The sequence below is a fragment of the Pseudomonas sp. p50(2008) genome, assembly GCF_015351605.1.
Taxonomy (GTDB): Bacteria; Pseudomonadota; Gammaproteobacteria; order Pseudomonadales; family Pseudomonadaceae; genus Aquipseudomonas.
Map to the genome: position 1 here is coordinate 48508 of NZ_JACMYF010000004.1, position 24376 is coordinate 72883.

General features: G+C 59.5%; 22 protein-coding genes. 7 read left to right on the top strand and 15 right to left on the bottom strand.

Annotated features, from left to right (window positions below):
* Positions 1–10: 10 nt before the first annotated feature.
* Together H7698_RS12020 and H7698_RS12025 are read left to right on the top strand one after the other, a co-directional pair.
* Positions 11–721, top strand: coding sequence for a tetratricopeptide repeat protein (locus H7698_RS12020; protein ID WP_194691513.1), 711 nt, complete (start codon positions 11–13; stop codon positions 719–721).
* A gap of 16 nt (positions 722–737) precedes the next feature.
* Positions 738–998, top strand: coding sequence for a DUF3613 domain-containing protein (locus H7698_RS12025; protein ID WP_162440641.1), 261 nt, complete (start codon positions 738–740; stop codon positions 996–998).
* A 151-nt stretch (positions 999–1149) separates the two neighbouring features.
* Here H7698_RS12025 and H7698_RS12030 read toward each other — a convergent pair whose 3' ends face one another.
* From H7698_RS12030 to H7698_RS12040, 3 genes are all read right to left on the bottom strand, one after another.
* A complete protein-coding gene (locus tag H7698_RS12030; protein WP_194691514.1) occupies positions 1150–1461 on the bottom strand; it encodes a DUF6124 family protein in 312 nt (103 codons plus the stop codon).
* 1413 nt (positions 1462–2874) lie between these two features.
* Positions 2875–3657, bottom strand: a complete 783-nt coding sequence (locus tag H7698_RS12035; RefSeq protein ID WP_194691515.1) for a response regulator — start codon at positions 3655–3657, stop codon at positions 2875–2877.
* A gap of 117 nt (positions 3658–3774) precedes the next feature.
* Positions 3775–4245, bottom strand: a complete 471-nt coding sequence (locus tag H7698_RS12040) for a prepilin peptidase (protein WP_194691516.1) — start codon at positions 4243–4245, stop codon at positions 3775–3777.
* Between the two features lie 74 nt (positions 4246–4319).
* Between H7698_RS12040 and H7698_RS12045 the strand changes: the two genes are divergently transcribed.
* Together H7698_RS12045 and H7698_RS12050 are read left to right on the top strand one after the other, a co-directional pair.
* Positions 4320–4760: a TadE/TadG family type IV pilus assembly protein gene (locus H7698_RS12045; RefSeq protein WP_162440637.1), complete on the top strand. Its 441-nt coding sequence runs from the start codon at positions 4320–4322 to the stop codon at positions 4758–4760.
* Entirely contained in the window at positions 4757–7498 is a 2742-nt protein-coding gene (locus tag H7698_RS12050; protein WP_194691517.1) for a PAS domain-containing sensor histidine kinase, read from the top strand. The genes H7698_RS12045 and H7698_RS12050 overlap by 4 nt, the downstream gene beginning before the upstream one ends.
* Here the strand turns inward: H7698_RS12050 and H7698_RS12055 are convergent.
* From H7698_RS12055 to H7698_RS12075, 5 genes are all read right to left on the bottom strand, one after another.
* The gene (locus H7698_RS12055) at positions 7495–9462 is read right to left on the bottom strand and encodes a pilus assembly protein TadG-related protein (protein WP_194691518.1); all 1968 of its coding nucleotides are present in this window, start codon (positions 9460–9462) and stop codon (positions 7495–7497) included. The two genes, H7698_RS12050 and H7698_RS12055, sit on opposite strands and share 4 nt — an antisense overlap.
* Positions 9463–9809: 347 nt before the next feature.
* Positions 9810–10367: a DUF4136 domain-containing protein gene (locus H7698_RS12060; protein WP_162440634.1), complete on the bottom strand. Its 558-nt coding sequence runs from the start codon at positions 10365–10367 to the stop codon at positions 9810–9812.
* Positions 10368–10421: 54 nt separating this feature from the next.
* A complete protein-coding gene (locus H7698_RS12065) occupies positions 10422–11048 on the bottom strand; it encodes a DUF4136 domain-containing protein (protein WP_194691519.1) in 627 nt (208 codons plus the stop codon).
* Positions 11049–11060: 12 nt separating this feature from the next.
* The gene (locus H7698_RS12070; RefSeq protein ID WP_194691520.1) at positions 11061–11810 is read right to left on the bottom strand and encodes a methyltransferase domain-containing protein; all 750 of its coding nucleotides are present in this window, start codon (positions 11808–11810) and stop codon (positions 11061–11063) included.
* Positions 11810–12112 (bottom strand): MazG-like family protein, encoded by a 303-nt coding sequence (locus H7698_RS12075; protein ID WP_162439118.1) that lies wholly within the window; start codon positions 12110–12112, stop codon positions 11810–11812. Before H7698_RS12075 ends, H7698_RS12070 begins: the two co-directional genes overlap by 1 nt.
* A gap of 178 nt (positions 12113–12290) precedes the next feature.
* Here H7698_RS12075 and H7698_RS12080 point away from each other — a divergent pair, with 178 nt between their 5' ends.
* Together H7698_RS12080 and H7698_RS12085 are read left to right on the top strand one after the other, a co-directional pair.
* The gene (locus tag H7698_RS12080; RefSeq protein WP_162439119.1) at positions 12291–12584 is read left to right on the top strand and encodes a hypothetical protein; all 294 of its coding nucleotides are present in this window, start codon (positions 12291–12293) and stop codon (positions 12582–12584) included.
* Positions 12585–12683: 99 nt separating this feature from the next.
* Positions 12684–14033, top strand: a complete 1350-nt coding sequence (locus H7698_RS12085; RefSeq protein WP_162439120.1) for an MATE family efflux transporter — start codon at positions 12684–12686, stop codon at positions 14031–14033.
* On the opposite strand, the gene H7698_RS12090 is transcribed toward H7698_RS12085, so the two are convergent.
* The 7 genes from H7698_RS12090 to H7698_RS12120 all read right to left on the bottom strand — a co-directional run bounded on the left by H7698_RS12090 (position 14027) and on the right by H7698_RS12120 (position 21640).
* A complete protein-coding gene (locus tag H7698_RS12090; protein ID WP_442966290.1) occupies positions 14027–14857 on the bottom strand; it encodes an alpha/beta hydrolase in 831 nt (276 codons plus the stop codon). The two genes, H7698_RS12085 and H7698_RS12090, sit on opposite strands and share 7 nt — an antisense overlap.
* A 62-nt stretch (positions 14858–14919) precedes the next feature.
* Positions 14920–15702: a DUF4123 domain-containing protein gene (locus tag H7698_RS12095; protein ID WP_162439121.1), complete on the bottom strand. Its 783-nt coding sequence runs from the start codon at positions 15700–15702 to the stop codon at positions 14920–14922.
* The gene (locus tag H7698_RS12100; RefSeq protein ID WP_194691521.1) at positions 15699–17009 is read right to left on the bottom strand and encodes a type VI secretion system Vgr family protein; all 1311 of its coding nucleotides are present in this window, start codon (positions 17007–17009) and stop codon (positions 15699–15701) included. Before H7698_RS12100 ends, H7698_RS12095 begins: the two co-directional genes overlap by 4 nt.
* A 233-nt stretch (positions 17010–17242) precedes the next feature.
* Entirely contained in the window at positions 17243–19156 is a 1914-nt protein-coding gene (gene speA / locus H7698_RS12105) for an arginine decarboxylase (protein WP_059405726.1), read from the bottom strand.
* 213 nt (positions 19157–19369) lie between these two features.
* A complete protein-coding gene (locus tag H7698_RS12110; RefSeq protein ID WP_162439123.1) occupies positions 19370–19741 on the bottom strand; it encodes a translation initiation factor Sui1 in 372 nt (123 codons plus the stop codon).
* Between the two features lie 279 nt (positions 19742–20020).
* The gene (locus H7698_RS12115; protein ID WP_194691522.1) at positions 20021–20569 is read right to left on the bottom strand and encodes an NUDIX hydrolase; all 549 of its coding nucleotides are present in this window, start codon (positions 20567–20569) and stop codon (positions 20021–20023) included.
* A gap of 3 nt (positions 20570–20572) precedes the next feature.
* Positions 20573–21640 carry a DUF2333 family protein gene (locus H7698_RS12120; protein WP_194691523.1) on the bottom strand — a complete coding sequence of 356 codons (1068 nt, stop codon included), beginning with the start codon at positions 21638–21640 and terminating at the stop codon, positions 20573–20575.
* Between the two features lie 475 nt (positions 21641–22115).
* On the opposite strand from H7698_RS12120, the gene H7698_RS12125 reads away from it, so the two are divergent.
* Positions 22116–23786 (top strand): GGDEF domain-containing response regulator, encoded by a 1671-nt coding sequence (locus H7698_RS12125; RefSeq protein ID WP_162439126.1) that lies wholly within the window; start codon positions 22116–22118, stop codon positions 23784–23786.
* Positions 23787–24376: the final 590 nt, after the last annotated feature.

Below are 24376 nucleotides of genomic sequence, written 5' to 3' on the forward strand. Positions count from 1 at the left end.
GAGGTTCTTGATGAAAATACTGTTCGCTGCCCTGAGCCTGCTGATACTGAGCGGATGCGCCACCAACGGCCAAGCGCCCTGGTCGGCCCTGACCGCCTCGACCAGCTGCGCCAAACCCAGCGCCGATCAGGAGCTGGCACTGAACCTGGCCGATGACATGGCCAAGGACGGCAAGCTGCACGCCAGCCTCGCCAACCTGCAAAACCTGCCGGACAACCTGGCCGATGTGCGACTGCGCAAAGCCCGGGTCTACCGCTTGCTGGGACGCAGCGAAGCGGAGCCGTTGTACCGCAGCCTGCTCGGCAGTTGTCGTGCTGCCGAAGCCGAGCACGGCTTGGGGCAACTGGCGGCAGCACGTGGCGACAACGGCCTGGCCCAGGCACATCTGCAGCGAGCGGCGCGACTGTCGCCGACCGACGAAAAAATCCGCAACGACCTGGGCGTGGTCTACCTCAACCAGCTACGCCTGGACGACGCCCGCTTCGAATTCCTCACCGCCATCGAGCTTAAACAGAGCGATCAACTGGCGGCCGTGAATCTGGTGGCGTTGCTGATTTACCAGGATAACTGGCAGCAAGCCGGCGAAGTGGTCAGCCGTGCCGGCCTGAGCCCCGAACAGTTCAGCGACGCCCAGGCCCGCGCCGAAAAACTCAAAAACCCCACCACCCCACGTCCGTCCAGCAGCGGCCAGGTGGCGATCGTTACCGACGTCACGAAGTAGTGGTCAGGAGAACAAAATGAAGCTGATCCTTCTGTGCAGCCTGGGCCTGCTAAGCCTCCCAGCCCATGCCCTCGACCCCGGCCCCTCATCACCTCAACAACAGGAAACCGAAGGCTGGCTGACACTGCAAAGCCGAAACCAGGCCGCCTCCCACACGCCCCAAACCGCCTCGGCAGCCGAACGGGAAAAAGCCATGGCGCGGTTCCTGAAAAGCTTCGAGCACGAGATACCGGATTTTTATGGACAGGACACGGCGGGGACGGTGGAGGGGAATTGATGCGCGCAGTTGCTGGTTACCCCAATTCCTGTGGCGAGGGAGCTCGCTCCCGCTGGGTGGCGAAGCCGACCCAAAATGGTAGCGACTGCTGCGCACTCCAGCGGGACGCTGCGATGATTCGACAATCCCCCTCGCCACAAAAACTGAGCGTTCAGTCTCGGGGATCAAGGTTGTCCAATGCCTGATTCACCGCCAGATCGGCCAGCATCACCACCTGTTGAATACCCAACAGCATGCTGCGCTGCGGCCCATCAAGGAACGTCGCGAAATCACTCGCCATGACGCTGGCCGAAGCCAGGGATTCACAGGCATTTGCCAGCAGGCTTTCGGTGTCCATGTCCGCGACGATTGCGTACATTTTGCTGGGGCTATGGGGTTTTGAGTTTTTCAGAATGGCGGCTTTGAGGTCGAGGTGGGATGCGGTGGTGGTTGATTCGGGGGGATTGGGGGTTGGTTTTGGCATGGCAGTTCTCCGTCCAGGTTGAAGCTGCTCCTTTCGGTTCCAAGGGAAGGTGGCAGCTGTACGCAGGCTGGAACCCGGGCAAACGGTAACCCGACAGACTCGAAGTCTCCCGCGCACAGCCGCCATAACGGAGTGCACACTTTTGAGGTGCGCAAGCATACGTCATGAGAGGCCATTTCGTTTACACATCAGGGGTTCCAATCCTGGCCGCTGAATGGGCAGCGACGGCCAGAGACTAGACATGGCGCTTCCGAAGGCCAACCTTAAAAACCTGTGGGAAAAAACGCGAAAAACGAAACACTCGTAGGCGCTTTGTGTAGGAGCTGCCGCAGGCTGCGATCTTTTGATCTTTTAGTGGCGCGATGCAGAAAGATCAAAAGATCGCAGCCTGCGGCAGCTCCTACCGGTGTTTTATCTAAAGTAATTGGCTGGTTTTCATGACGCCATCGCGAGCAGGCTCACTCCTACAATGGATTGAGTACACCTGCAAGAGACAGGTCGGCTGTCAGGCCGCCATCGCTGGCAAGCCAGCTCCCACAGGGATCGAGTACATCCGCATGAATCAGGTCGGTCAATCGGCCGCTATCGCGAGCAGGCTCACTCCTACAATAGATCGAGTAGACCTGCATGAATCGGATTGGCTGTCAGGCCGCCATCGCTGGCAAGCCAGCTCCCACAGGAATCGGGTACATCCGCATGAATCAGGTCGGTCAATCGGCCGCTATCGCGAGCAGGCTCACTCCTACAATAGATCGAGTAGACCTGCATCAATCGGATTGGCTGTCAGGCCGCCATCGCTGGCAGGCCAGCTTCCACAGGATCGAGTACAGCCGCATGAATGGGGTCGGCTGACAGGCCGTCATCGCGAGCAAGCTTTGCTCCTACAGAGCATCTAAAGAAAACCACCACCCAGCGCCGTTGCCCTTCACCACTCAAGGCCGAGCGTTAGCTCGCCTAAACGCTTTTGATCTTGATCCGGCTTTTGATCCACCCGCCCCTTCGGGAGGCCGAGTGGAGGTGTTCATCTGGGGGGCAGGCGCGAAGCGCCGTGCGGCGAAGCCGCACACATCGAGAGGAGGTCGTCGCGAAGCAGACCGTAGGCGATGCCCCCAGATGAATACCGGAGCGAGGGAACACCGAGCTTTAGCGAGGTGCCGTACGCTTGGGGGCGAGCCTTTTTGGGTACTTTTTTGGCGTTTGAAAAAAGTGCCTCGCCGTAAGGGCGAAACCCTAAGTGGCCGTTACCGCAGCAATGGATATGTACACCTGCAAAAAAAGGGTCGGCCGTCAGGCCGTCATCGCCGGCAAGCCAGCTCCCACAGTGGATCGAGTACATCCGCATAAATCGGGTCAACCCATAGGCCGTCATCGCGAGCAGGCTCACTCCTACAAAAAGCGCAAGCAACCCAAAGGTCAGTGCGCCGTCACTCGCTGCCGCAAGCCAGAACCACTGGGCGACAACGCCAACGCCAACTGCGTCCGATTATGCATATGCGTCAACCGCAACACCTGCGACACATACAACTTCACCGTGTTCTCGGTAATCCCCAACTCACACGCAATCTGATAATTCGTCTGCCCCTTCCCCACCAACCGCGCCACGTCCAGTTGCCGAGGAGACAGCTGATTGAAAATCGAAGGAATCTCCAACCGATCCGCCTCACTCAAACCAGCGCCCGAAGAACCCCGCGGCGAAGGACTGCGCCGAACCTTGTCGAGGTCTTGGTACAGATCATCGATGGACTCGGAAAGGTACTGCAGCTTCTGATTCAAATGCCCCAACTGCAGGCCCTTTTGCCGCTCCTGCAGCGCCACCATCTGACGGTGCAAGCCCTGCAGCAACTCATCAAGATCAATAGGTTTCTGATAGTAATCGGCAAAGCCTGCACGCAATGCCTTGATGACATCCTGCTTGTCTGCCCGGCCGGTCAGCATGATCGCCTCGAACACCCGTTCCTTGCCCGCGATTCGCTGCAACTCCTTGACCAGTTGAATGCCATCCATGCCCGGCATGTGCAAATCACACAGCACCAGGCCGATATCCGCATCTTCAGTGAAACATTCAATCGCCTGTTGACTGGTCTCACAGGGAACACAGCGATATCCACTGCTCTCGAGAAACTCGTTAAGTTCTTCCACGATCAACGGCTGATCGTCGACCACAAGGACTTTTACTACCGAGGTGAGCTTGTTCACGTGTTACTCCATGCCGACGCCAAAACCTGGCCATTCCTGTACCGACAGCCAAACGCTGTACAACTACGAATGACTTGAAAGTAGACGACTTTTTCGGTCTGCACACAGAGTAAGTGACTAGCGGATCCAGGCCATCGTGAGCGCCGCCCCCACCAGAACGAAGGGCGCAAAGGGTTGTTTTTTTGACATTTCAGGGCCCATGTACCGCAAATACCCTCTAAGTGACTGACCCATATAAAGCCAGACTTTTGGCGAAATCAGCAGCCACAAAACACTCGCGACACCGGCCCCGATAAAAGTACCCAGAACGTGCATACCGTCCGTCGCAAGCGCCAAAGCTGTCACTAATTTCACATCCCCGGCGCCCAGGCGTCCCATCCAGTAACCCGGCAATGTGAACGCCAGCGCCAGCAAAAAAGCCTGGCCACCCTGCCAGGCCTCTGCGCCGAGCCAGGTTTTTCCTGTCCACAACAACCAGGCCAGCGCCAACGCTCCAACCCCCAAGGTCAGGGCATTGGCGATGTGCCGCTCCCGAGCATCCTGCGCCGCGCAAATCATCAGCCAGATCAGTAGAAAAACGCTCTGCATAAGTAAAAGCCGTCCGTTTTGGCTGAATGATTCTATGCTGACATTACGTTGTGATTGTCAGGGTAGACGCACACATGAAAACCGCCCTCCCTCGCCAGCAAAAAGGCGCCGCAGCCATCGAATTCGCGTTGGTGTTCGTGATTTTTTTTGCCGTGCTGTATGGCGTGCTCAGTTACAGCCTGCCGCTGTTATTGATGCAGTCATTCAACGAGTCGACCGCCGAAGCGGTTCGCCGCAGCGTTGCCGTGGACCCGACAACCGCCAACTACAAACAGGCTGTCGAGAAAGTGGCGACAGATGTGCTGACCCAACGATTGTCCTGGATTCCGGCCGGGCTGCAATTCAGTGTCCCCAACCATGCCAAGGCGGTTTATGCGGCCGGTGTTTTGACCGTCAGCATCGATTATCCCAGCAGCAAATTGAACAACGTCCTGCCCACCTTGGTGTTGCCGGGGGTCGGTTCGGTGCCCAACTTGCCAACGACGCTCAGCGCTCAATCGAGCCTGCAGTTTTGAGCAGTGGTGACACGCTCTTCGGGCGTTTACTCCAGCGACAACGGGTGGCTCCACCGATTGCACCGGACACGCTGAGCACGCCGGGCATCGGTCTACAAGTCCACCTGGACGCCCACGGCGGCGTCATTCACTTAACCGGTCCGCTCAGGCATGCGCTCGCACACCCAACACCTCACGCACACCCCGCGCCATTAACCAGCTACCTGATGCCCGACAGTTGCCTGTCCGTCGAAGGGACGCCCGAGGAGTGGCTGGGACACAGCCTGGACCTCGACTTTCAGGGGCTCGGCGGACAGCCCCTGCACCTGCGCGGATGGGTTCAGCCGCTGGCAGATACCTGGTTGCTGCAACTGCTCGACATCGGCGATCTGTTGCTGGAACGCCGACAGGCACGCATTCGCGAGCAATGCCAACAGCTGGCAGCACAGGCCAATGAACAACTGCGTTTGTGCAGCCTGGCGCGCCTGCCCGAGGTGCTGACGGAGCAATTGCAGTGCGTGGCCCAGCGCTTTCAGATTCCCAGCATCGCCATCGCATTGCTCGATGAACAGGGCGATGGCTGGCAGGTTCTTCACCACTACACCGCCTTCGACGCGCCCGGTCTTTGGCACGACAATCAGCGCCTGGGCACCCGTCTCGATAGCCTGAACGGCTCCGCGCCCCAGCAACTCAGTCGCAGCGAGCACCCGCGGCTACAAAGCCTCTTTGGCAACGCCGATGGATTCGTCGTGCCTTATCACGATGCGCAAGGCGTGGCTGCCTGGTTGCTGTGTGGTCTGTATCCGGCGCAACAGCGTGCGCCTGACATGCATGATCGCGATTGGCTGGACCTGACTGCCGCGCTGGCCGCTCCCCTGCTGGAGCGTTTGCGCGAGCACCGCCACCGCCTGCAACTGGAACGCATGGAGTCGTTGCAAACGTTGCTCGGCACAGGCTGGTGGGAGCTGTTCGACGACACTGATTCGGTTCATTTGGCCCCTTCGCTGGCGAGCACTTTAGGGCTCGGTAACGCGCAACTGTCACTCCAGGAATGGCTCGATCACGTGCACCCAGCCGAACGCGAAGAATTGAACGCGCGCTTGCAAGCCCTGCAAAACGACAGCGTGGCGTTGTCGCTGTGCGTACGCCTGCATCGCACCGATGCCGCGCAAACACCGATCTGGTATCGCCTGCAGGGCCAAGCGGTGGGCATCGGAAAACACCGGCGTCTGATCGGGTTCATGCTCGACATCAGCGACATCAAGAACCAGCAGCAGGATGCCGCAAAAGCGCACGCGCGCCTGGACAACCTGATCGCCAGTTCACCTGCGGTTATCTACGTGCAGCGCTATGCCGAAGGGGTGTTGCACCCAACCTTTTTCAGCGACAGCCTGTTGCCTCTACTGGGATTGTCCCTCGCCGATTGCAGCGTCGGAGCGCTGGTGGAGCGGATACACCCGGAGGATCGCGATCAGTACTTCGAACGCACACGCCTGTTGCTGCGCGAAGGTTCGGTGCGTGCCCGCTATCGGTTGCGTGACAGTCGCGGTGATTACCATTGGCTGCTGGATGAAGCCAAATTGCTGCGCGATGACCTCGGGTTGCCGGTCGAAGCAGTTGGCCTGTGGCTGGACGTCACCGAAGCGACCCTGGCGGCCGAGCAGGTTAAACAAAGCGAAGAGCGCTATCGCATCCTCGTGGAAGATTCACCGGCCATGATCTGCCGCTACCGCCCGGACCTGACCCTGACATTCGGCAATCGACCGTTGGCGACTTACCTCGAATGCCAGCCCGAACAACTGCCCGGCGTGAACCTCGGCAGCTGGATGTCCACGGAGCAGCGTGAGGCGTTTCTTATGCGGCTAAGTGATCTGAGTCCTGAATGCCCGGTGAGTAGCGCGGAAATCAGTTTGCAACTGCCGGGACGGGAGCACGCCTGGTGGGTCTGGTCGGATCGCGGGGTGTTCGACGAGCAGGGGCGATTGCTGGAGGTTCAGGCCGTGGGCCGCGACAACACCGAAGTCCGGCGAACCCAGCAGCAACTGACTCAAAGCGCAAAAATGGCCACCCTCGGCGAAATGGCCACGGGCCTGGCCCATGAAATCAACCAGCCGCTGAATGTGATGCGCATGGCCATCGTCAATGTGCTCAAACGTCTGAGCAGCGGTGATGTGCAGATCGACTACCTGACCGACAAGCTCAACCGCATCGATGCACAGGTCCAGCGTGCCGCGCGGGTGGTGGATCACATGCGCGTGTTCGGCCGCCGTTCCGAGATCGAGCAGCATCCGTTCAATCCGGCGCACGCTATCGAAGGCACACTGTCGCTGCTGGCCGACGGCATGCGCGGCAAAGGCGTGGAGCTGCGGGTCAGCGAGGTCGACTTCGAAGTGCAGGTTCGCGGTTATGTCGATCAGTTGGAGCAGGTGTTGATCAACCTGATGGTCAACGCCCGGGATGCACTGCTCGCGCAACGTGAAACGAATCGTGAGCTGGAGCCGTGGATTGCAGTGCATGCCGAACGGGATGCGCAGCATGTACGATTGTGGGTCGAGGACAACGGCGGCGGTATCGATCCAAGGTTGCTGGAGCGCATATTCGAACCGTTTTTCACCACCAAACCGGTCGGTGTCGGTACCGGGTTGGGGCTGTCGGTGAGCTACGGGATTGTCGAGAACATGGGTGGACGGCTCAGCGTCAGCAACTCGCCGCAAGGTGCGCGGTTTTGTATTGAGTTGCCGATTCTGCTCGATCCTTAGATCACCAACCCGGCGCGCCCGGGCGGTTTGCAACTTAAGTTGGCGCCGACGTCAATCTTGTTCAGCGTGATCCCGAGTGTGGAGAGCACGCTGTCCAGAATGGGGTCCAGCACTCTACTGAGCAGAAGGTCGATGGTGGCGCCCAGCGTGCTATTGATGGTGTTGAGTGTACCGGCGGCAGTCGTCAGCAATCCGCCCAGCAGACTGGAACCGGTGGGTTTGTAGGCCAGTACTTCGACGCCGTTAAGGGTTGTTTTCAAGCTATCGACGATGCCTTGGGTACCAAGGCTGTAGAACAAGGGGGGTTGTTTGATTTCCGGTGGCTGATTGTAGACGTGGGTGCTTTGAGTACTGAGGACAGGCGCATCGACTTTTACGCCCAGGCCGCCCCCGTAAAAGGCTTTGCGGTTAGCCTTGTCACACACCCAGAGCACGCAGTTGTACATCCCGATATCAATCAAGGCGAGTGGTTTCACGGTGACATCGGCCGAGGATGAAAAGGCGTTGGTCTTATCGATGTTGCCCACCTTGAGCTTTACCACTGCCGTGTTGGTTTGGGTGGTCAGGGATTTCGTGGCATCACTGGCACAGTTGTAGTCCGTGACGTGACTGTCGGCTGCGGCTACTTCCAGGGCGATGTCGATGGTGGATGTCGGCAGGATTTTCAGATCGGTGACCTGACAGGTCCCGGTCAGTGTGCAAAGCAGCGAGCCTACCGCGCCAGCGAGATTCAGGTGCAACAGGTCATTCAGGGCACTGGTCACACCGCCCACGACCGGTGTGCTGACGATGGCATCCAGCAAGCCCGTGATACCCGACAGCAATGGCAAGTTAAGCGAGAGCACCGTTCGCACCTGTGCCGTGCGAACAAATATGCGGTCAGCGCCCATCGGGTTCGCCTTGGCCAGCGCGGGGTTGCCGAAAGCCGATAACTGCGGTGGCTCAATCACCTTGATCTGTACCGAACCGTTGACCAGCGCCGGAATATTCAAGGGAATGCTCGCCACGATCCCGTTCTTGCTGTTGGCCAGTTGCACGAAGGCCTCCACCAGTTGGAAGACCTGAAGATTGGTATTCAATGCCGAAGAAGGCGTCGCTGTTTGCAGTTGCAACAACTGGCCAAGCACCAATGATGTGCTCCCGGCGGCGGCCTTGAGATCGGTCAAGCCGCTGACGGCCAGGCTGGTCGTGGTGCCACCGGCCGTGAGAACGGTGATTGCCGTGTCCAGCAACTGATTCAGTCCAATGCTCGTATTGAGCAACTCGGTGTAGTTTCCGGCGCTAACGTGGGCATCAATTGCCAGCTGATTGAGGTAGCTCAACAAGTTGATATTGGTGTCGACCAGGCCTTGCCAACCCGCCAGGCTTAGATCAAGTTTGCCGCCGAGCATTTTCCCTAGCAGCAGATTCAAGGCTGCCGACTTATTGGAGTCGACCACCAATAATGTGCTGCCAATCGTCAACATGGCCAAGGGCGGCAGCACTGCCGGAGCGCTGACGGCTGTTGCTGTCAATTGGGTATTGAGACTGGTCGGCCCAGAGCTGAACAATGCACCGATGCCAGCGGCAATGCTGGTCGGAACCACGCGTGTGGCGACCACGCGGATAGCGTCCTTTTTGCTGGCATCGAGCGTGAAGCTTCGCAGGTTATCGGTGCCGGTTTTCAGCACACCACAGCTGGTGCTTAAAGTGGTGCCATCGGCCACGGTGAAACCGTTTCGGCTGGCACTTTCTTTGGAGTATTTGGCGGCGGTGAGGTTTGCAAGGCAATCACCGTCGCGAGTCACCGCTTCAAGCGCAGCCACATCAGCCACCCGTTGCAACTTGCGCTGCTCCAGGTACAGCCGACCGCTATCGACCACCAGCAACATGAACATCATCGCCAGGCCGAGGGTCAGCGCCGCCATCAAACCGATCGCGCCGCGTTGAGCGGTCGGGCCGCGAAACTGCATGCGGGGAGACATCGCGCACTCCTTTGCCAGCGTACTGCCGAGGATTACCTCCGTGGGTAAAAATCAGTGTAGACAAGGGTTGGAGAGGTTGCTGGCAACTCGCTATCGCGCACAGGAAAAGCTCTCACAAGAGCAGAATACTGTTCACTGAGACGAACTTCAGACGAGAAAAATACTGTGGTGAGGGGATTTATCCCCGTTCGGCTGCGCAGCAGTCGTAAAGTTTTGGGGCTGCTTCGCAATCCAACGGGGCGGTGCGACGTTCTCTAAATCCCCTCGCCACAAATGTAAGCGTTCAGCTTAAGTGAACAATATTCCCTTTGGGAGCAAAGCTTGGCTCCTACGAGGGTTGCGCTGAATTACTTGGGCGGATAATTGGCCAATATCCGACCGACCGTTTCGCGTATCGCGTTGCTGCGATCGGTCGGGTTCGGGGAGCGGGCGAGCATCTGCTCGTCACTGCCGCGCCACACCAGCTTGCCGTCCTTGCCGTCAAGCAGGTCGATCTGGATCGTCGCCACTTTGTAAGTAATGTTACGGGTTTCGTTGTACATCGGGCCGCCGTAGTAACCATTCCAAGGGCCACCCCAGGCGCCGCCGTAATTGGTGGTCACCTGTTGCTGGCGCTCTTCAATAATCAGATAAGTCTGCACGCTCAAGTCACCTCGAGTGCCGGCAGCGGCTGGACGCAGGCCGCGTTGATCGAGCTGCTCGCTCACCGACTGGCGAATGCGTTGCTCGGTAAGGTCACTCTTGATCCGCGGGTCATCAGGACGATATTGCAGGGCGGGGTCTTTCCAGCTCCAGCTGCGGTAGGCGGCAAAGTCGCGGCTGGCGTCGAAGTCGTGATTGACCTGATCGGAGGCGCAGGCGCTGAGCAGCGCAACCACAACCAGTAAAGCGAGTCGGCGGAACATGATTTTTCTCCGGTGAACGGCATGAACCTGCGCAATGCTTCTTATCTGCAGAAGCTAACTGGGAGGATACGCCGACATGGCCTTTTCCACAGCCGTCCTGATCGCATCCGCTCGCGCACTTTGAGTGCCCGTATCGCTGGTTTCAGCGCTGGCGCTCCACACCGGCTGGCCACTTTGTGCGTCGAACATATCGACGTGCACGACCACGACCTGTTCCTGGTAGGTCCGCACGATCGGCACGCTGTTGTAGACGCCATAACCGCTGCCACAGCAATGGTTGTATCCGCCGTATCCACCACCGTAATAACCGCCGCCGTAATAGTCGTCCCGTACCTGGCGCAAACGGGTTTCCACACGCAGATCGGCGCTGACGAACAGGTCGGCCGGGCGATTGTCATGCAAGGGGCGCAAGCCGCGCTGATCGAGGGCGTTGCTGACGGCTTCGGCAACCTGTGCGGAATCCGCCCACGCAGTTCCCGGCGGCAGTTGCCCGTTCAACCAGGCCCAGCTGCGGTAGCGTCCGTAGTCACGAGGGGGTGCCGGGTAGGCGCTGCGGTCGAAGGTCGTGGCCGCTTGCGGGGGTGCGGGCGGCAAGGGCCTGGACGTGGCCACATAAGGATTGCTGCCCTGACAAGCGGCCAAGCCCAGACAGATCACCAGTAACCCTGAACGACTTTTCATTTCATGCTCCGATCAGACCGGCCGACAGATCCAGTGCAAGTAGCGCCCAAGCCCGGCAAAGCTTGGGTGACGACGGTGAGCCAGCTCCATTTCAAGCAGGTCCACCAGCTCGACGCGGGCCTGGAACTCCACCGGCATGTAGTCGTGAAAAACCCGGACCCCGCTCTGTGTTTCGACCCGCCACAGGCTTTCAAGTTGCGCCGCGAGTTCGCGCGGATCAAGGGGCTGTTGGGGGGTGAGGCTCTGCTTTTCGCCGGCCATGTCGTTCTTGCGCATTTTGCGGAAGTGACCTTTGAGCAGGTTGCGATAGACCAGCGCGTCGCGGTTATAAAACGCCAGGGACAACCAGCCGTCAGGTTTGGTCAGCTGATGCAGCACGGGCAGGATCGCGTGGGGTTCGGCCAGCCATTCCAGAACGGCGTGACACAACACCAGGTCATAGGGTTCGGTGAGCTGGCCGAGCAGGTCCTGCCAGGGGGCTTGAATGAAGGTGGCGTTCTGGCCGGCTTCGGCGAAGCGCTGGCGAGCACCTTCGAGCATGGGTTCGGCGGGCTCGGCGAGCGTGACGTCATGGCCACGCTGGGCCAGCCACAACGACATGTGGCCCAGGCCAGCGCCGATGTCGAGAACGCGCAAGGGGCGGTCCGGCAGGGTTTCAGCGAGGTCCGCCTGCAGCACGGCGAGGCGGATCGCGCCCTTGGCGCCGCCATAGATTTTTTCAGCGAAACGCGTCGCCAACTGATCGAAATGACGGTCGCTCATCAGCTGAACCGCCGTTCGCTGTCCGCGAGTTTGCTGCGTACCACTTCATTCATGTCCAACCCCAACTCACTGCACAACAGCAATAGATAAAGCACGATGTCGCCCACTTCCTGCCCGGCGTGGGCGAGCTTGTCCGCTGGTAACTGGCGGGACTGGTCCTCGGTCAGCCACTGGAAAATCTCCACCAGCTCGGACATTTCAACGCTGGCGGCCATGGCCAGGTTCTTGGGGCTGTGAAATTGCCGCCAGTCATTGCGATCACGGATGGCGTGCAGGCGTTGGGTCAGTTCAACAAGGTTCATCGGGCTCTCCTGAAGGCGTATAGCTTCGGGGTGAAGTGCGATCAAGGCAAGGTCTATGTAGCCTGCGTTCGGCTGCTACAGGGATCTTGCGTCATACTCATAAGATCCCGGGATAAGGGAACTCCCCAGCGCAATCGTTGGCCCAAGCCTCAACCACTTACATCAGGACGTTCACGACATGCAGGTAGAAAGCTTTTTCGAATGGCTCGGCCAGGCACTCGGCTCGGTTATCCGTTTTATCGTTGACGGCCTCAGTGGTCTGTTCAACCTGTTGAGCCATGCTGGCGCCAACTTCGTCGAAGGGCTTTCCCGGGCGCTGGGAATGGACACCTCGATCATCAGCATCATTGCCTTGATTCTTGGCCTGATGCTGCTGTGGTCAGCCATTCGGGCGTTCATGAATGCGTCGATCATCATGGGGATCATCTGGTTGCTGCTGGGGCTTTGGTTATTGAGCTGGATAATCCACTAACCCCCTGCCCTTCTCCCCTGTGGGAGCCAAGCGCCCACAAATGGATCGCTGTAGATTCCAAATGTGTCGCTACAATGCCCGCTCCCCCAAGGAGCCTGCATGTCCAACCTGATCACTGACTGGCGCGACCGCCCGACCCATCGCCGGGTCTGGGCGCTGGCCGCCCCGATGATTCTCTCGAACATTTCCGTACCGCTGGTGGCGCTGGTCGACAGCACTGTCATCGGCCACTTGCCCCATGCCCATCAACTGGGCGCGGTGGCAGTCGGGGCCAGTCTGTACACCTTTCTCGCGTGGGGCATGGGCTTCCTGCGTATGGGCACCACCGGGTTCGCGGCACAGGCCGCCGGGCGAGGCGATGGCGCAGCGTTGCGGCAGATTCTATTGCAGGGTCTGTTGCTGGCCATGGGACTGGCAATTGTCCTGGGTGCAGCGGGCGTGCCGTTGAGCGGAGTCGCGCTGCATTTCATGCAGCCCTCGGCGGAGCTTGATCAGCTGACTCGCGAGTTCTTCCACACCCGGCTATTCGGTCTCCCGGCGGCGCTGGCCAGTTATGCACTGGTCGGCTGGTTCCTGGGTACGCAGAATGCCCGGGCGCCGCTGGCGATTCTGCTGAGCACCAACCTGGTCAACATCGCCTTAAACCTGTGGTTCGTGTTGGGACTGGAATGGGGGGTGGTCGGTGCTGCTCGGGCGTCGGTGATCGCCGAGTGGACAGGCGCGCTCATCGGTCTGCTGCTGACCCGCAAAGCCTTGCGCGCCTACCCCGGTCACATTGCCTGGGCCGCGCTGGCGATCTGGCAGAGCTGGCGGCCACTGCTGGCGGTCAACCGCGACATTTTCATTCGCAGCCTGGCACTGCAATCGGTATTTTTCCTGATCACCGTGCAGGGCGCTCGATTGGGCGATGCCACGGTGGCTGCCAACGCGCTGCTGCTCAATGGCTTGCTGTTGACGGCCCACGCGCTCGATGGCTTGGCGCACGCCGTGGAAGCCCTGTGCGGGCATGCCATTGGTGCTCGGGATCGGGATGCGTTGCGCCGATCCTTGGTGGTGGCCTGCGGCTGGTCGTTGCTGGCGAGTCTGGGCTTTGCCGTGCTGTTCCTGTTCGCCGGGCATTTGTTCATCGAGATGCAGACCGATATTCAAAGCGTGCGCGACACAGCGTTCATCTACCTGCCCTATCTGGCCGCGTTGCCCTTGATTGCCGTGTGGAGCTACTTGCTCGACGGGTTATTCATCGGGGCTACGCGCGCCCGGGAAATGCGCAACGGGATGCTGTTGACGGTCGTGTTGCTGCTGCCATTTGCCTGGGCGCTGCAAGGCTTGGGCAACCATGGCCTGTGGATAACGTTCCTGTTGTTCATGTTGCTGCGCAGCCTGACGCTTGCCGCGTTTGCCTGGTATTTACGCAAGGACGATGGCTGGTTCGCGGGTAAAACTCACTGAGTCGGCGTCGCTCTGATAAAGCCTGTGACCTCATCCAGCACCGGCGCCAGTCCACGCATCGGTCGTGACAGGGTCGCCACCAGCGTGGCATGACCGGTGCGCGCAAAATACAGGTCCTGAACGGGGACCCCGGCTTCACGTAATTTCAACGCCAGGCCACCGGTGTTGCGGGTCGGGTTGACCAGCTCGTCGTCGCGTGAAGCCATCAGCAAGGCTGGCGGCGCGCCGCGGCTGACGTGATTGATGGGTTGTGATTGGGGTGGCGAGTTCGGCCAAAAGAACACCGGGCGCACGTCAGGATTTTCGATGGGAAGAAAATCGTACGGCCCCGCCAGACCAATCCAGCCGCTGATGTTGTGCGGCGATAATCCCACCTCCTCCAGCAACGTCGGGTCCAGCGCCAGCATCGATACGTTGTAGGCGCCAGAACTGTGGCCCATCAAGTACAACCGCTGCGGATTGCCGGAATATTCCCGGATGTGTTCATGCGTCCAGGCGACGGCCTTCGCTCCATCTTCGAGAAACGCCGGATAGCGCACCTGCGGGTACAGGCGATAATCCGCCAGCACGGCCACAATCCCCCGCGATGCCAGGGCTTCGCCGACGAAACTGTAATCGGCCCGTGAACCGCTGTTCCAGCTGCCGCCATAGAAAAACACCACCACCGGCGCGTTTTGCATGGGGTGGCGTGGCACATACACGTCGAGTTTTTGCCGGGGATCACTGCCATAGGCAATGCCTTCGGTCTTGTCGAAGGTACCGTCAGGGGTCAGGGCATTGAGCATCTTCAGCGGTGAACAGGCGGTCGCCCCCACCAGTAACATTGCACCGATGGCCAGGTTGAACAATCGTCGAATCTTGCTCGCCATCAAGGTGAACCTCGGGTTCAGAGTTTGTCGTTCTGCCACAGGTAACGCAGGCACTCGAGACGCTCCTGCGGGGTCAGTCCCGGCAGCGGCTGTGCCAGTAAAGCGTGCGGGTATTGCAAGCGTAGCCACAACCAGTCATCGAGTACCGGGCGCTCGCTGAAACCCAGCGCAAGGCCTTCCTCAACATGGGACCACAGGTGGTGATAATCGGTGCCCGTTGACTGACACCAGTGCCAGGTGTGCTGCTCCAGCAAACAGGTTTGCAGCTTCTCCAGCTGGCGCGGGCTGAGGTTTTCCTGATTGCCCAGCGGGCTGACGACCAGCCCGGGATTGCTCAGTTGTTGCCAGCCCTGACTGCCTATCGCCCGGTCGGCCCACGTCCCGCCAAACCAGCGCAACTGGCGAACCGGTCCCAGCCAGCAACTCAACTCACGGGCATCGCAGGCATCGAAAAAATAACTCGCGGTGTACGGGTTGTAGTAACTCAACAGGGCTCGATGGTGCAGACCGATCGACACCGTGAGCATCCGACGCAGATGAGCGAGCAACTGAGCAGCCGAAGCCTCACTGAACAGCAACAAGCCTGGCCATAGGTGCGTTTCGCTGTGGCATGACTCAGCCAGCCGGGGACAGTCAGCGAGGTCAATCAGGACGGGGCCCTGCTCACGCAACGCATGCAGTTCCGTGCCTTCGAATAACCAGACACGCCGCACATGGGCGAATGAGCTGTGCAGCGTTGCACTCATCTGCGGTGCACCGGTTCCGTCGAACAACAGCCATCGCGCCAATGCGCCACTCATGCGGCGCTGCCCCGGCCTGACCCCATTACGACCCGACAGGTGCACAGGGTCTGCGCACAATGATGGAAACTGCCGCCGCCGGGCAGCAGGCACAGCAGAATCAAAGGCTCTCCCGAGGCCAGCCGCGACGCTAAATCTTCGTCCGTTCCGGCTTCCTGTTCGGGCTCAAGCGCTTGCTCCGCGGGCGCAGGCGCCTGGAGAAACCCCGCGATGACCGGCTGATCCGGATCACCCTCGATAAAGCTCACCACCACTTCGGCCCCTTCGGGCAACAGCGCTGCCGATGAGGAACACAGGTCCTCGGCCAAGGGCAGCCAGCAATGACTGGGCATCGCACCTTCGCCCTCATACAGCCAGTCAAACTGCACGGCCACTGACCGGGATGCATCGGGCTGCACTTCATCGACATCGACTACCCAGGCCCGCTGGAGGCTGTGCATCCGTGGCTTCACGGTCGGTTTGGCCAAGACGAGGGTCTGCTCGCAGTCAACGGCGTGGATCTGGTTGCTGTAGGGAGTCATCCGCTCACGACTCCATTGATGTTCAATACAGGTCAACAGCCAGAGTTGATTCCACTGCGGGATCGGGTGACCGCACAGCTGCATCAACTGGCCACTACGCAACGTCACCACATCCGTACGACCGTAGGCATCAGACTGAAGGGCCTGGCCCTCTTCACGTCCGAACTGGCGCACCGCCGGTTGCTCGCCCGCCGCCTGGAACATTTCACGCCCACCCAGTGGAAAGCGGCCCTGAGCATCACCAAAAACCAGGCAGTGCCCACGCGGGCGATGCTCGAAGAAATAGTGAAGTCCCGCTTCGGCGCAGAGTCGCTGAAGAAACTGCAGGTCCGACTCCTCGTACTGCGTACAAAAATCACGCAACGGATAATCACCACTCAACTCGAAACGCCGATCCTCGTCGGCAATACCGTGCTCGCGAAGCACCTGGCTTAGGATTTGCGGTACCGAACTGGCACTGAACACTCGCTGGCTGTAGCGCTGGGACAAACAACCGAGCCGCGGCCCCAGACGCACCCGACAGCGCCAGGGCGTCGAGCCATGTTCCTGCCGAACCAGTTCATGCAGTTGTCCGTGAATACCGTTTCCCGCTAAACCAAAATTCAAAAAAACCGAGCGGTACAGGAGGCTGGCAAGGTCCAGCGCCGGGTCATCTACCCGCAGTTCCACGTCGAACACAAAAGGCTCGCTGATGGCTTCTCGACCGGTAAAAGACAGGACTTCAAGGGGGTGGTGCAGGCCTGCTACATCCAGACGAAATGAACGTTCGTTGACTGGATTGAACATCGGCGATTCTCTACAAGAGGGGGCGGCCGAGGATTCTCGCTGAGAGACATGGCCGAGTAGAGTGCCGAATTACAACTTAGGAAATGACCTACGCGAAAAGAGGACGATAGGGTTTTAATCGCCACAAAGCAGGATTTTTCAGCAGGTAAAAAAGAAACGTCGCACCAGGCGGTCTGAAGTTTCCCGCAGTACGCGGGAAATTTTCAGACAGCCAGGTGAAACGCAGACTTACCTCAAGAAGACAGGTAAGAGGAGCGGGTCAGGCCCAGACGCAGTGCATCGAGGAACTGGGTACGCTCTGCCGCAGTGATGCGCGCACTGGCGCATTTGTCGCGGTAGTGGGTCATCAGCTCTTCGGGCGACAGGTGCACATAGCGCAGCATGTCTTCGATGGTGTCGTGGGTTTCGATACCCGCGTGGTACACGCTGCCGTCGGCATTCTGGTAGATGTTCACCGAGTCGGTGTCACCGAACAGGTTGTGCATGTCACCGAGAATTTCCTGGTAGGCACCCACCAGGAAGATCCCCAGCAAGTAGTCTTCACCTTCGTTCAGCGCGTGCACTGGCAGGCTGGTCTCGATGCTCTGCTCGTCGACGTATTGCTTGATCTTGCCATCGGAGTCGCAGGTCAGGTCCTGCAATACCGCACGGCGCAGCGGCTCTTCGTCGAGACGGTGCAGCGGCAGGATCGGCAGAACCTGGCCGATGGCCCACGTGTCCGGCAGGCTCTGGAATACCGAGAAGTTGCAGATGTACTTGTCGGCCAGCTTGTCGTTGAGTTCGTCGAGCACCTGACGGTGCGAGCGCTGACGGGCTTTCAACGAGTTGTGCAGGCGACGGCACACGGCGAAGTAGCATTGCTCGGCCAGGGCTTTCTCGGCCAGGGTCAGCTTGCCATCGGCGTACTGGGTGGCCACGTCGCTCATGTAGTGCGTCGCGCGCCAGTAGGTTTCGGTGACCATCTCGATGTCGGTCGGACCCAGCAGGTCAACCAGCCACTGCACGGTTTCCGGCAGCGCTTCCTTGTTCTCGATCTGTGGCACGTCGTCGTTGTGCTTCTCGACGTCGGTGACCTGTACCACCAGCATGGCGTGGTGAGCGGTCAGGGAACGGCCGCTCTCGGAGAAGATGTTCGGGTGCGGCAGGCTCTGCGCGTCGCAGAATTCCTTGAGCATCCCGACCACAACACCGGCGTAATCGTCCATGTCGTAGTTGATCGAACTGGCGTTGCGCGAGTGGGTACCGTCGTAGTCGACACCCAAACCGCCACCGACGTCGATGTGATCGACCGGCAGGCCCAGGTTACGCAGCTCGCCATAGTAACGGATCGCTTCCTTGAAACCGTGCTGGTAGTCCGCCAGGTTGGCGATCTGCGAACCCATGTGGAAGTGCAGCAGGCGAATGCCCTGGTCCAGGCCAGCGGCACGGAAACGCTCGACCACCGACAGCAGCTGCGCCGCCGACAGACCGAATTTGGATTTCTCGCCACCGGTGTCAGCCCATTTGCTCGATGCCAGGGACGACAGGCGCACGCGCAGACCGACCTGAGGCTTGACCTTCAGCGAGGCGGCCTCTTCGATCACCAGTTCAACTTCGGATTCTTTCTCGATCACGATGAAGACGTTGTGACCGAGCTTTTGGCCCATCAGCGCCAGGCGAATGAACTCACGGTCCTTGTACCCGTTGCAGACGATGGTGCCGCCCTTCGGTGCCAACGCCAGTACGGCCAGCAGCTCAGGCTTGGAGCCAGCTTCCAGGCCGATGGACACGTCCTGGGTAGCGATGATGTTCTCGATCACCGCTTCCTGCTGGTTAACCTTGATCGGGTACAGCGCGGTGTACTTGCTCTGGTATTCCAGACGCTCAATGTTCGCATCGAATGCGCCGGTCAGCTGACGCACGCGGTCTTGCAGGATATCCGGGAAACGTACGAGCAATGGCAAGGACAAGCCGCTCTTGCGCAGCTGGTCGACTTGCTCGAACAGGTCGATAGGCGAACTGGTCGGACCGTTCGGACGAACTTCGACGCGACCGGCGTCATTGATCGCGAAATACCCGGCCCCCCAATGGCGAATCCCGTAAACACTGCGGCTGTCCGCAACTGTCCATTGGCTGCCATCGTCTTTGCGTGTGCGTCGTACGGACATTGAAGTCCCCTATAAAGAAGTCATAGAGCGTCGCCTGGGTTCAGGCCGGCGCAGTCTAAAGAATGAAAATGACGGTTCGTCAACGAGGGATAGACCTCGCTGACCGCAGTGAGTTTAGAAACCGGTCAGAACAGGCTCTGTGAAAACCATGTGGGCGACACCAGACCTGCTGTGAGGACCGGATCAAGCCGAGGGTGGTTTTCACAGAGGCTGCTAGCCGCCGGACTTCTTCGCTTTGAAACCGAGTTTGATCAGCTCGGCCAAGAGTAGCTCGACATGATCGCCCTGGATTTCGATGATCCCGTCTTTCAACGCTCCACCCGTGCCGCAACGTTTCTTCAACGCAGTGGCAAGGTCCTTGAGCGCATCTTCAGCCAATGGCACGCCGGTGATGGTCGTCACCGTCTTGCCGCCACGGCCCTTGCTTTCGCGGCGCACGCGAGCAATGCCGTCGCCAGCCGGGATAACGGTCTGTTTGCAGATGCAGGCATCCACCGGTTTACTGCAATCCGGGCAATGACGACCTGCGTCGGTGGAAAATACCAGGCCACCAAGGGCGGCGAAGGATGCGGCTTTTTTGGCCACCGGCAATCCTCTTGGGAGGACAAAGACTGGCCGCGGCACTTGGGTGCCATCGACCGCGAAGCCCCACTCAGGCAGGGGCAGCGCTACTGAAACGGTAAAACAAGCATTTCGCTGTAGGAGCGAGCCTGCTCGCGATGGACGTCAACGATAACGCGCGGCATCAGGCAGCACGCGTCGTCCTTGCGTTTTTCGCGAGCAGGCTCGCTCCTGCAAAAGGTCGCGCAGTGTAACGACAAAAAGCCGGCTTGCTAAGAGCCAATCGGCGCCAATTTATGCCTCTTATGCGACGTCATCGCCGCGGGCTCTCAGATAGCGCTTCAATGCAGCCAGAGAGTCCGGGCAATAAGGCTTTTGCTGTATTTCGAGCATGACCTGATCGACAGGGATAAAGCGCGCTTCGAGCACTTCCTCCGGCTGCAGGATCAATGGGCCATCCCACACCGCCGAAAACGCTGAACACCAGAGGCGATTCCCCGTGTCTTCGAAGAAAAAGTGATCGTGAGCGACCAGCTCCACCCCGCTTACGCCCAACTCTTCTTCCAGCTCACGGGCCGCCGACTCGGCGTAGGTTTCGGTGGCGAGCACCATGCCCCCCGCCGCGACGTCCCAATAACCCGGGTAGATCGCTTTGCTCAGGGTGCGCCGGTGCACGCAGAGTTCACCGGCGGAGTTGAACAGCATGATGTAGGTGCCGCGTCCAATCAGCTCGCGTTCGCGCAAATCGGAACGGACCAGGGCGCCGAGCAGATTATCCTGCTCGTCGACCCAGGCGATCTGTTCGGCATCCGAGGCCACGCGGTGGGCGGCCTCTTTTTCGCTGTCGGACATGACTCAGCCCTGATTGAGCAATTGACGCAAATCGATCACCGCAGCGTTGGCTCGGGAAATGTAGTTGGCCATGACCAGCGAGTGGTTGGCCAGCACACCGAAGCCGCTACCGTTGAGGATCATCGGGCTCCAGACCGGTTCTTGCGACGCTTCCAGTTCACGAATGATCTGACGCACGCTCACGGTGGCGTTCTTCTTGGCCAGTACGTCAGCGAAGTCGACTTCGATAGCGCGCAACAGGTGAGACAAGGCCCAGGCCTGGCCGCGAGCTTCGTAGAACACGTTGTCGATCTGCATCCACGGGGTTTCGACGATTTCTTCGTCGACCTGCGGCACCTGACCCGGCGCCACGACTTCAGTTTTCAACGCCGTGTTCAGCTTGACCCGGCCAACGCTGGCCGACAGGCGTTGCGACAGCGAACCCAGGCGGGTGCCCACATCGCCCAACCAGTTGTTCAGGTTGTCGGCACGGGCGTAGAACAGTGCGTTTTTCTGCGTAGGATCGGACAGGCGAGCCTGGTAACGGCTCAGGGAATTGATGCCTTCCTGATACTCGGATTCACTGGAGGGCAGCACCCAGCTTTTATTGTCAAAGTTGAAACGCGGCTCGGCCTTGGCCAAATCAGAGTCTTCCGCCGACTGCGATTGCGAACGGGCGAAGTCTTTACGCAAGGCGCGCGTCAGATCGCGGACCTGTACCAGCACGCCATATTCCCAGCTTGGCGTGTTGTCCATCCACAGGCCTGGCGGGAAACGGTCGTTGGAAATGTAGCCGCCCGGCTTGTTCAGCAGGGTCCCGGCAACGGTTTTGAGGGTTTCGACCGTGGTGTAGCCGATCACCATCTGCTTGCCTTCTTTCTCGGCAGCGACCTGGGCATTTTGTTGAACCGGAAACAGCGCCGGCTCCTGGCTCCAGTACCAGCCAAGGGCAATCGTCACAATCAGGTAGATGGCGATCAGAGTGGCCAGCGCCCGGCTGAACAGCAGGCCACCGATATAGCTGCGGGCAGCCGATTTAGGTTCAGCGGCACGTTCAGGCGCACTGCCCGCGCGGTTCTTCCAGTCCAGCATGGCGATATCCTTTCAATCACTTGAGTTCATCGGTTCGACCACAACCCTACGCCATCGTGCCTCGTTTGCCGCGCAGAATCTGATCGAGCCGCCACTATAAATGAAGCGCACACCTTGTTGGAGCAAGCGAAGCATACGCCTCGTACACGCGCATCCAAACCAAACCACCCTGTAGCAGCTGGCGAAGCCGGTGGTGAGGGGATTTATCCCCGTTCGGCTGCGCAGCAGTCGTAAAGATTTGGGGCCGCTGCGCGACCCAACGGGGATAAATCCCCTCGCCACGCCGCAGCCGGACGCAGGCTTCGCAAGCTGCTACAGGTATTACGCCTGCCCCGATCACATCCGACCAACCAGTCATAAACTGAATGGAGCCACTTTCCAGATTATTGATGCACGACACTCATCCAAATGAAAAGAGGTGCTAGCATAGAGCCACCAGTCGATCTCAGCATGCACCCTAACTAGTAGTCAGGATATGACCGAGCCAGAAGACCCCAGCCGTGAGCGCCTCAAGCACCACTTTGCCCAGCGGGTAATTCATCAGGCACGTCAAATTCTTGAGATATGGCAGCGCCTGCAACGCAGCGAGTGGTCCACGACCGACCTCTCGGAATTGAGCGAAGCCAACTTGCGCCTGCTACGGTTCGCCGAGCGTTTCGAACAACCGGAACACACTCATCTGGCGCGCCACATCGGCCAGGCGCTGGACGCTGTCGACGCCAACCGTGGACGCCTGAGCAGCGGCTTGATCACCGACCTCAATCGCTTGATGCAGCGCCTCTCGCGCACCGGCTTGCGGCATGGCGATCAACTCGACCAAACGTTCCTGCCTCCGTTGCGCAAACCGATCTATGTGCTGCTGCAGGATCATGAGCGCGCCGAGCGCCTGGCCAAACAGCTCGAGTTCTTCGGCCTCAGCGCCCAATCCCTCGACAGTGTGGCGGCGTTTCGCTCCTCAATGGTCGAGCGATTGCCTGCGGCGATTGTCATGGACGTGGATTTCTGCGGAGCCGGTATCGGTTTGAAACTCGCGGCCGAGGCCCAGGAAGGCCTGGACCATCAATTGCCGTTGTTGTTTTTCAGCCTGAACGAAACCGACACCCCTACCCGCCTCGCCGCCGTGCGTGCCGGTGGCCAGGAGTTTCTGACCGGCACCCTCGAAGCCTCGAGCCTGCTGGAGAAGATCGAAGTCCTGACCTGCGTCGCCCAGTACGAACCCTTTAAAGTGCTGATCATCGACGATTCACGCGCCCAGGCGTTGCACACCGAGCGCCTGCTCAACAGCGCCGGGATCGTCACGCGCACCCTGATCGAACCGATTCAGGCCATGGCCGAACTGGCGGATTTCCAGCCAGACCTCATCATCCTCGACATGTACATGCCCGCCTGCACCGGCACCGAATTGGCCAAAGTGATTCGCCACAACGACCGTTATGTCAGCGTGCCCATCATTTACCTCTCGGCCGAAGACGACCTGGACAAGCAACTCGACGCCATGAGCGAAGGCGGCGACGACTTCCTGACCAAACCGATCAAACCGCGCCATCTGATCACCACCGTGCGCAACCGCGCAGCACGGGCGCGCAATTTGAAAGCACGGATGGTCCGCGACAGCCTGACCGGTCTGTATAACCACACACACATCCTGCAATTGCTCGAAGACTGCAGCTTCCGCGCCCGTCGCGAGAACAAGCCATTGAGCTTTGCAATGCTCGACATCGACCATTTCAAACGGGTCAACGACAGCCATGGCCACCCCATGGGCGACCGGGTGATCAAAAGCCTGGCGTTGTTCTTAAAGCAGCGCTTGCGCAAGACAGACTTCATTGGCCGTTACGGCGGTGAAGAGTTCGCTATCGTGATGCCGGACACCGATCTTGAGTCGGCCCATAAAGTCCTCGATGAAATTCGCCAGCGTTTTGCCGAGATTCACTACCCAGCCCAGCCGCAGGATCTTTGGTGCACGTTCAGCGCCGGGGTTGTGGACCTTGATGATGACTGCGACAGCCTGATGATGGCGAGTCAGGCAGATGAGGCGCTGTACCGGGCCAAGCATGCCGGGCGCAACCGCGTGCAGTCCGCGCGGGCATCAAAGCAAAGTGCCATCTTTTCATCGGAATCCAGCGAACTGGTCATAACCCTGTAACAGAAACGCAATAACTTCAGGCGCTTACCATTCTGCCGTTGGTAGTCCCGCGATGCGCCTGAAGCTGCTGACCAATCTCAACACCCTCCTTTTAGTCGCCGTGTGCCTGGCCCTTGGCGCCACGCTGTGGTGGTCGCAAAAAGCCCTCGAACGCCCTTATCTATTAATGGAGCGTTACCTGGGCCTGTCCCAGCAATTTCAGAATGGCGTTGTGCGTAACGTTGAGGATTACCTCGCCAGCGGCGATGCCCTGCGCCTCAGCAGCGCCAGCCAGGCGATCGACGACCTGAATAAAGAACTCGGTGAGTTACCCCCGGCGTTGGCCGACACCTTGCGTCCAAGCCTGTCGAACCTCGAAGCATTCAGCAAAACCGACTTGCTCGCCGCCGGAAAACTCGCGGGCGACCCACAGGCCTTGCTATTGCAAGCCGAACGCGAACTGGGGGCCAGTCTCGACCAGCTCAGCCAGTACGCCAGCACGAATGCGGCCTACCTGACGCCGCTACTCGCCGCCTCTCAACACCTGGGCAAGCTGTCGCTGGCACGGGACAAACTGGTGAGCAGCGGCCGCAGTGAACTGGCCGCCGACG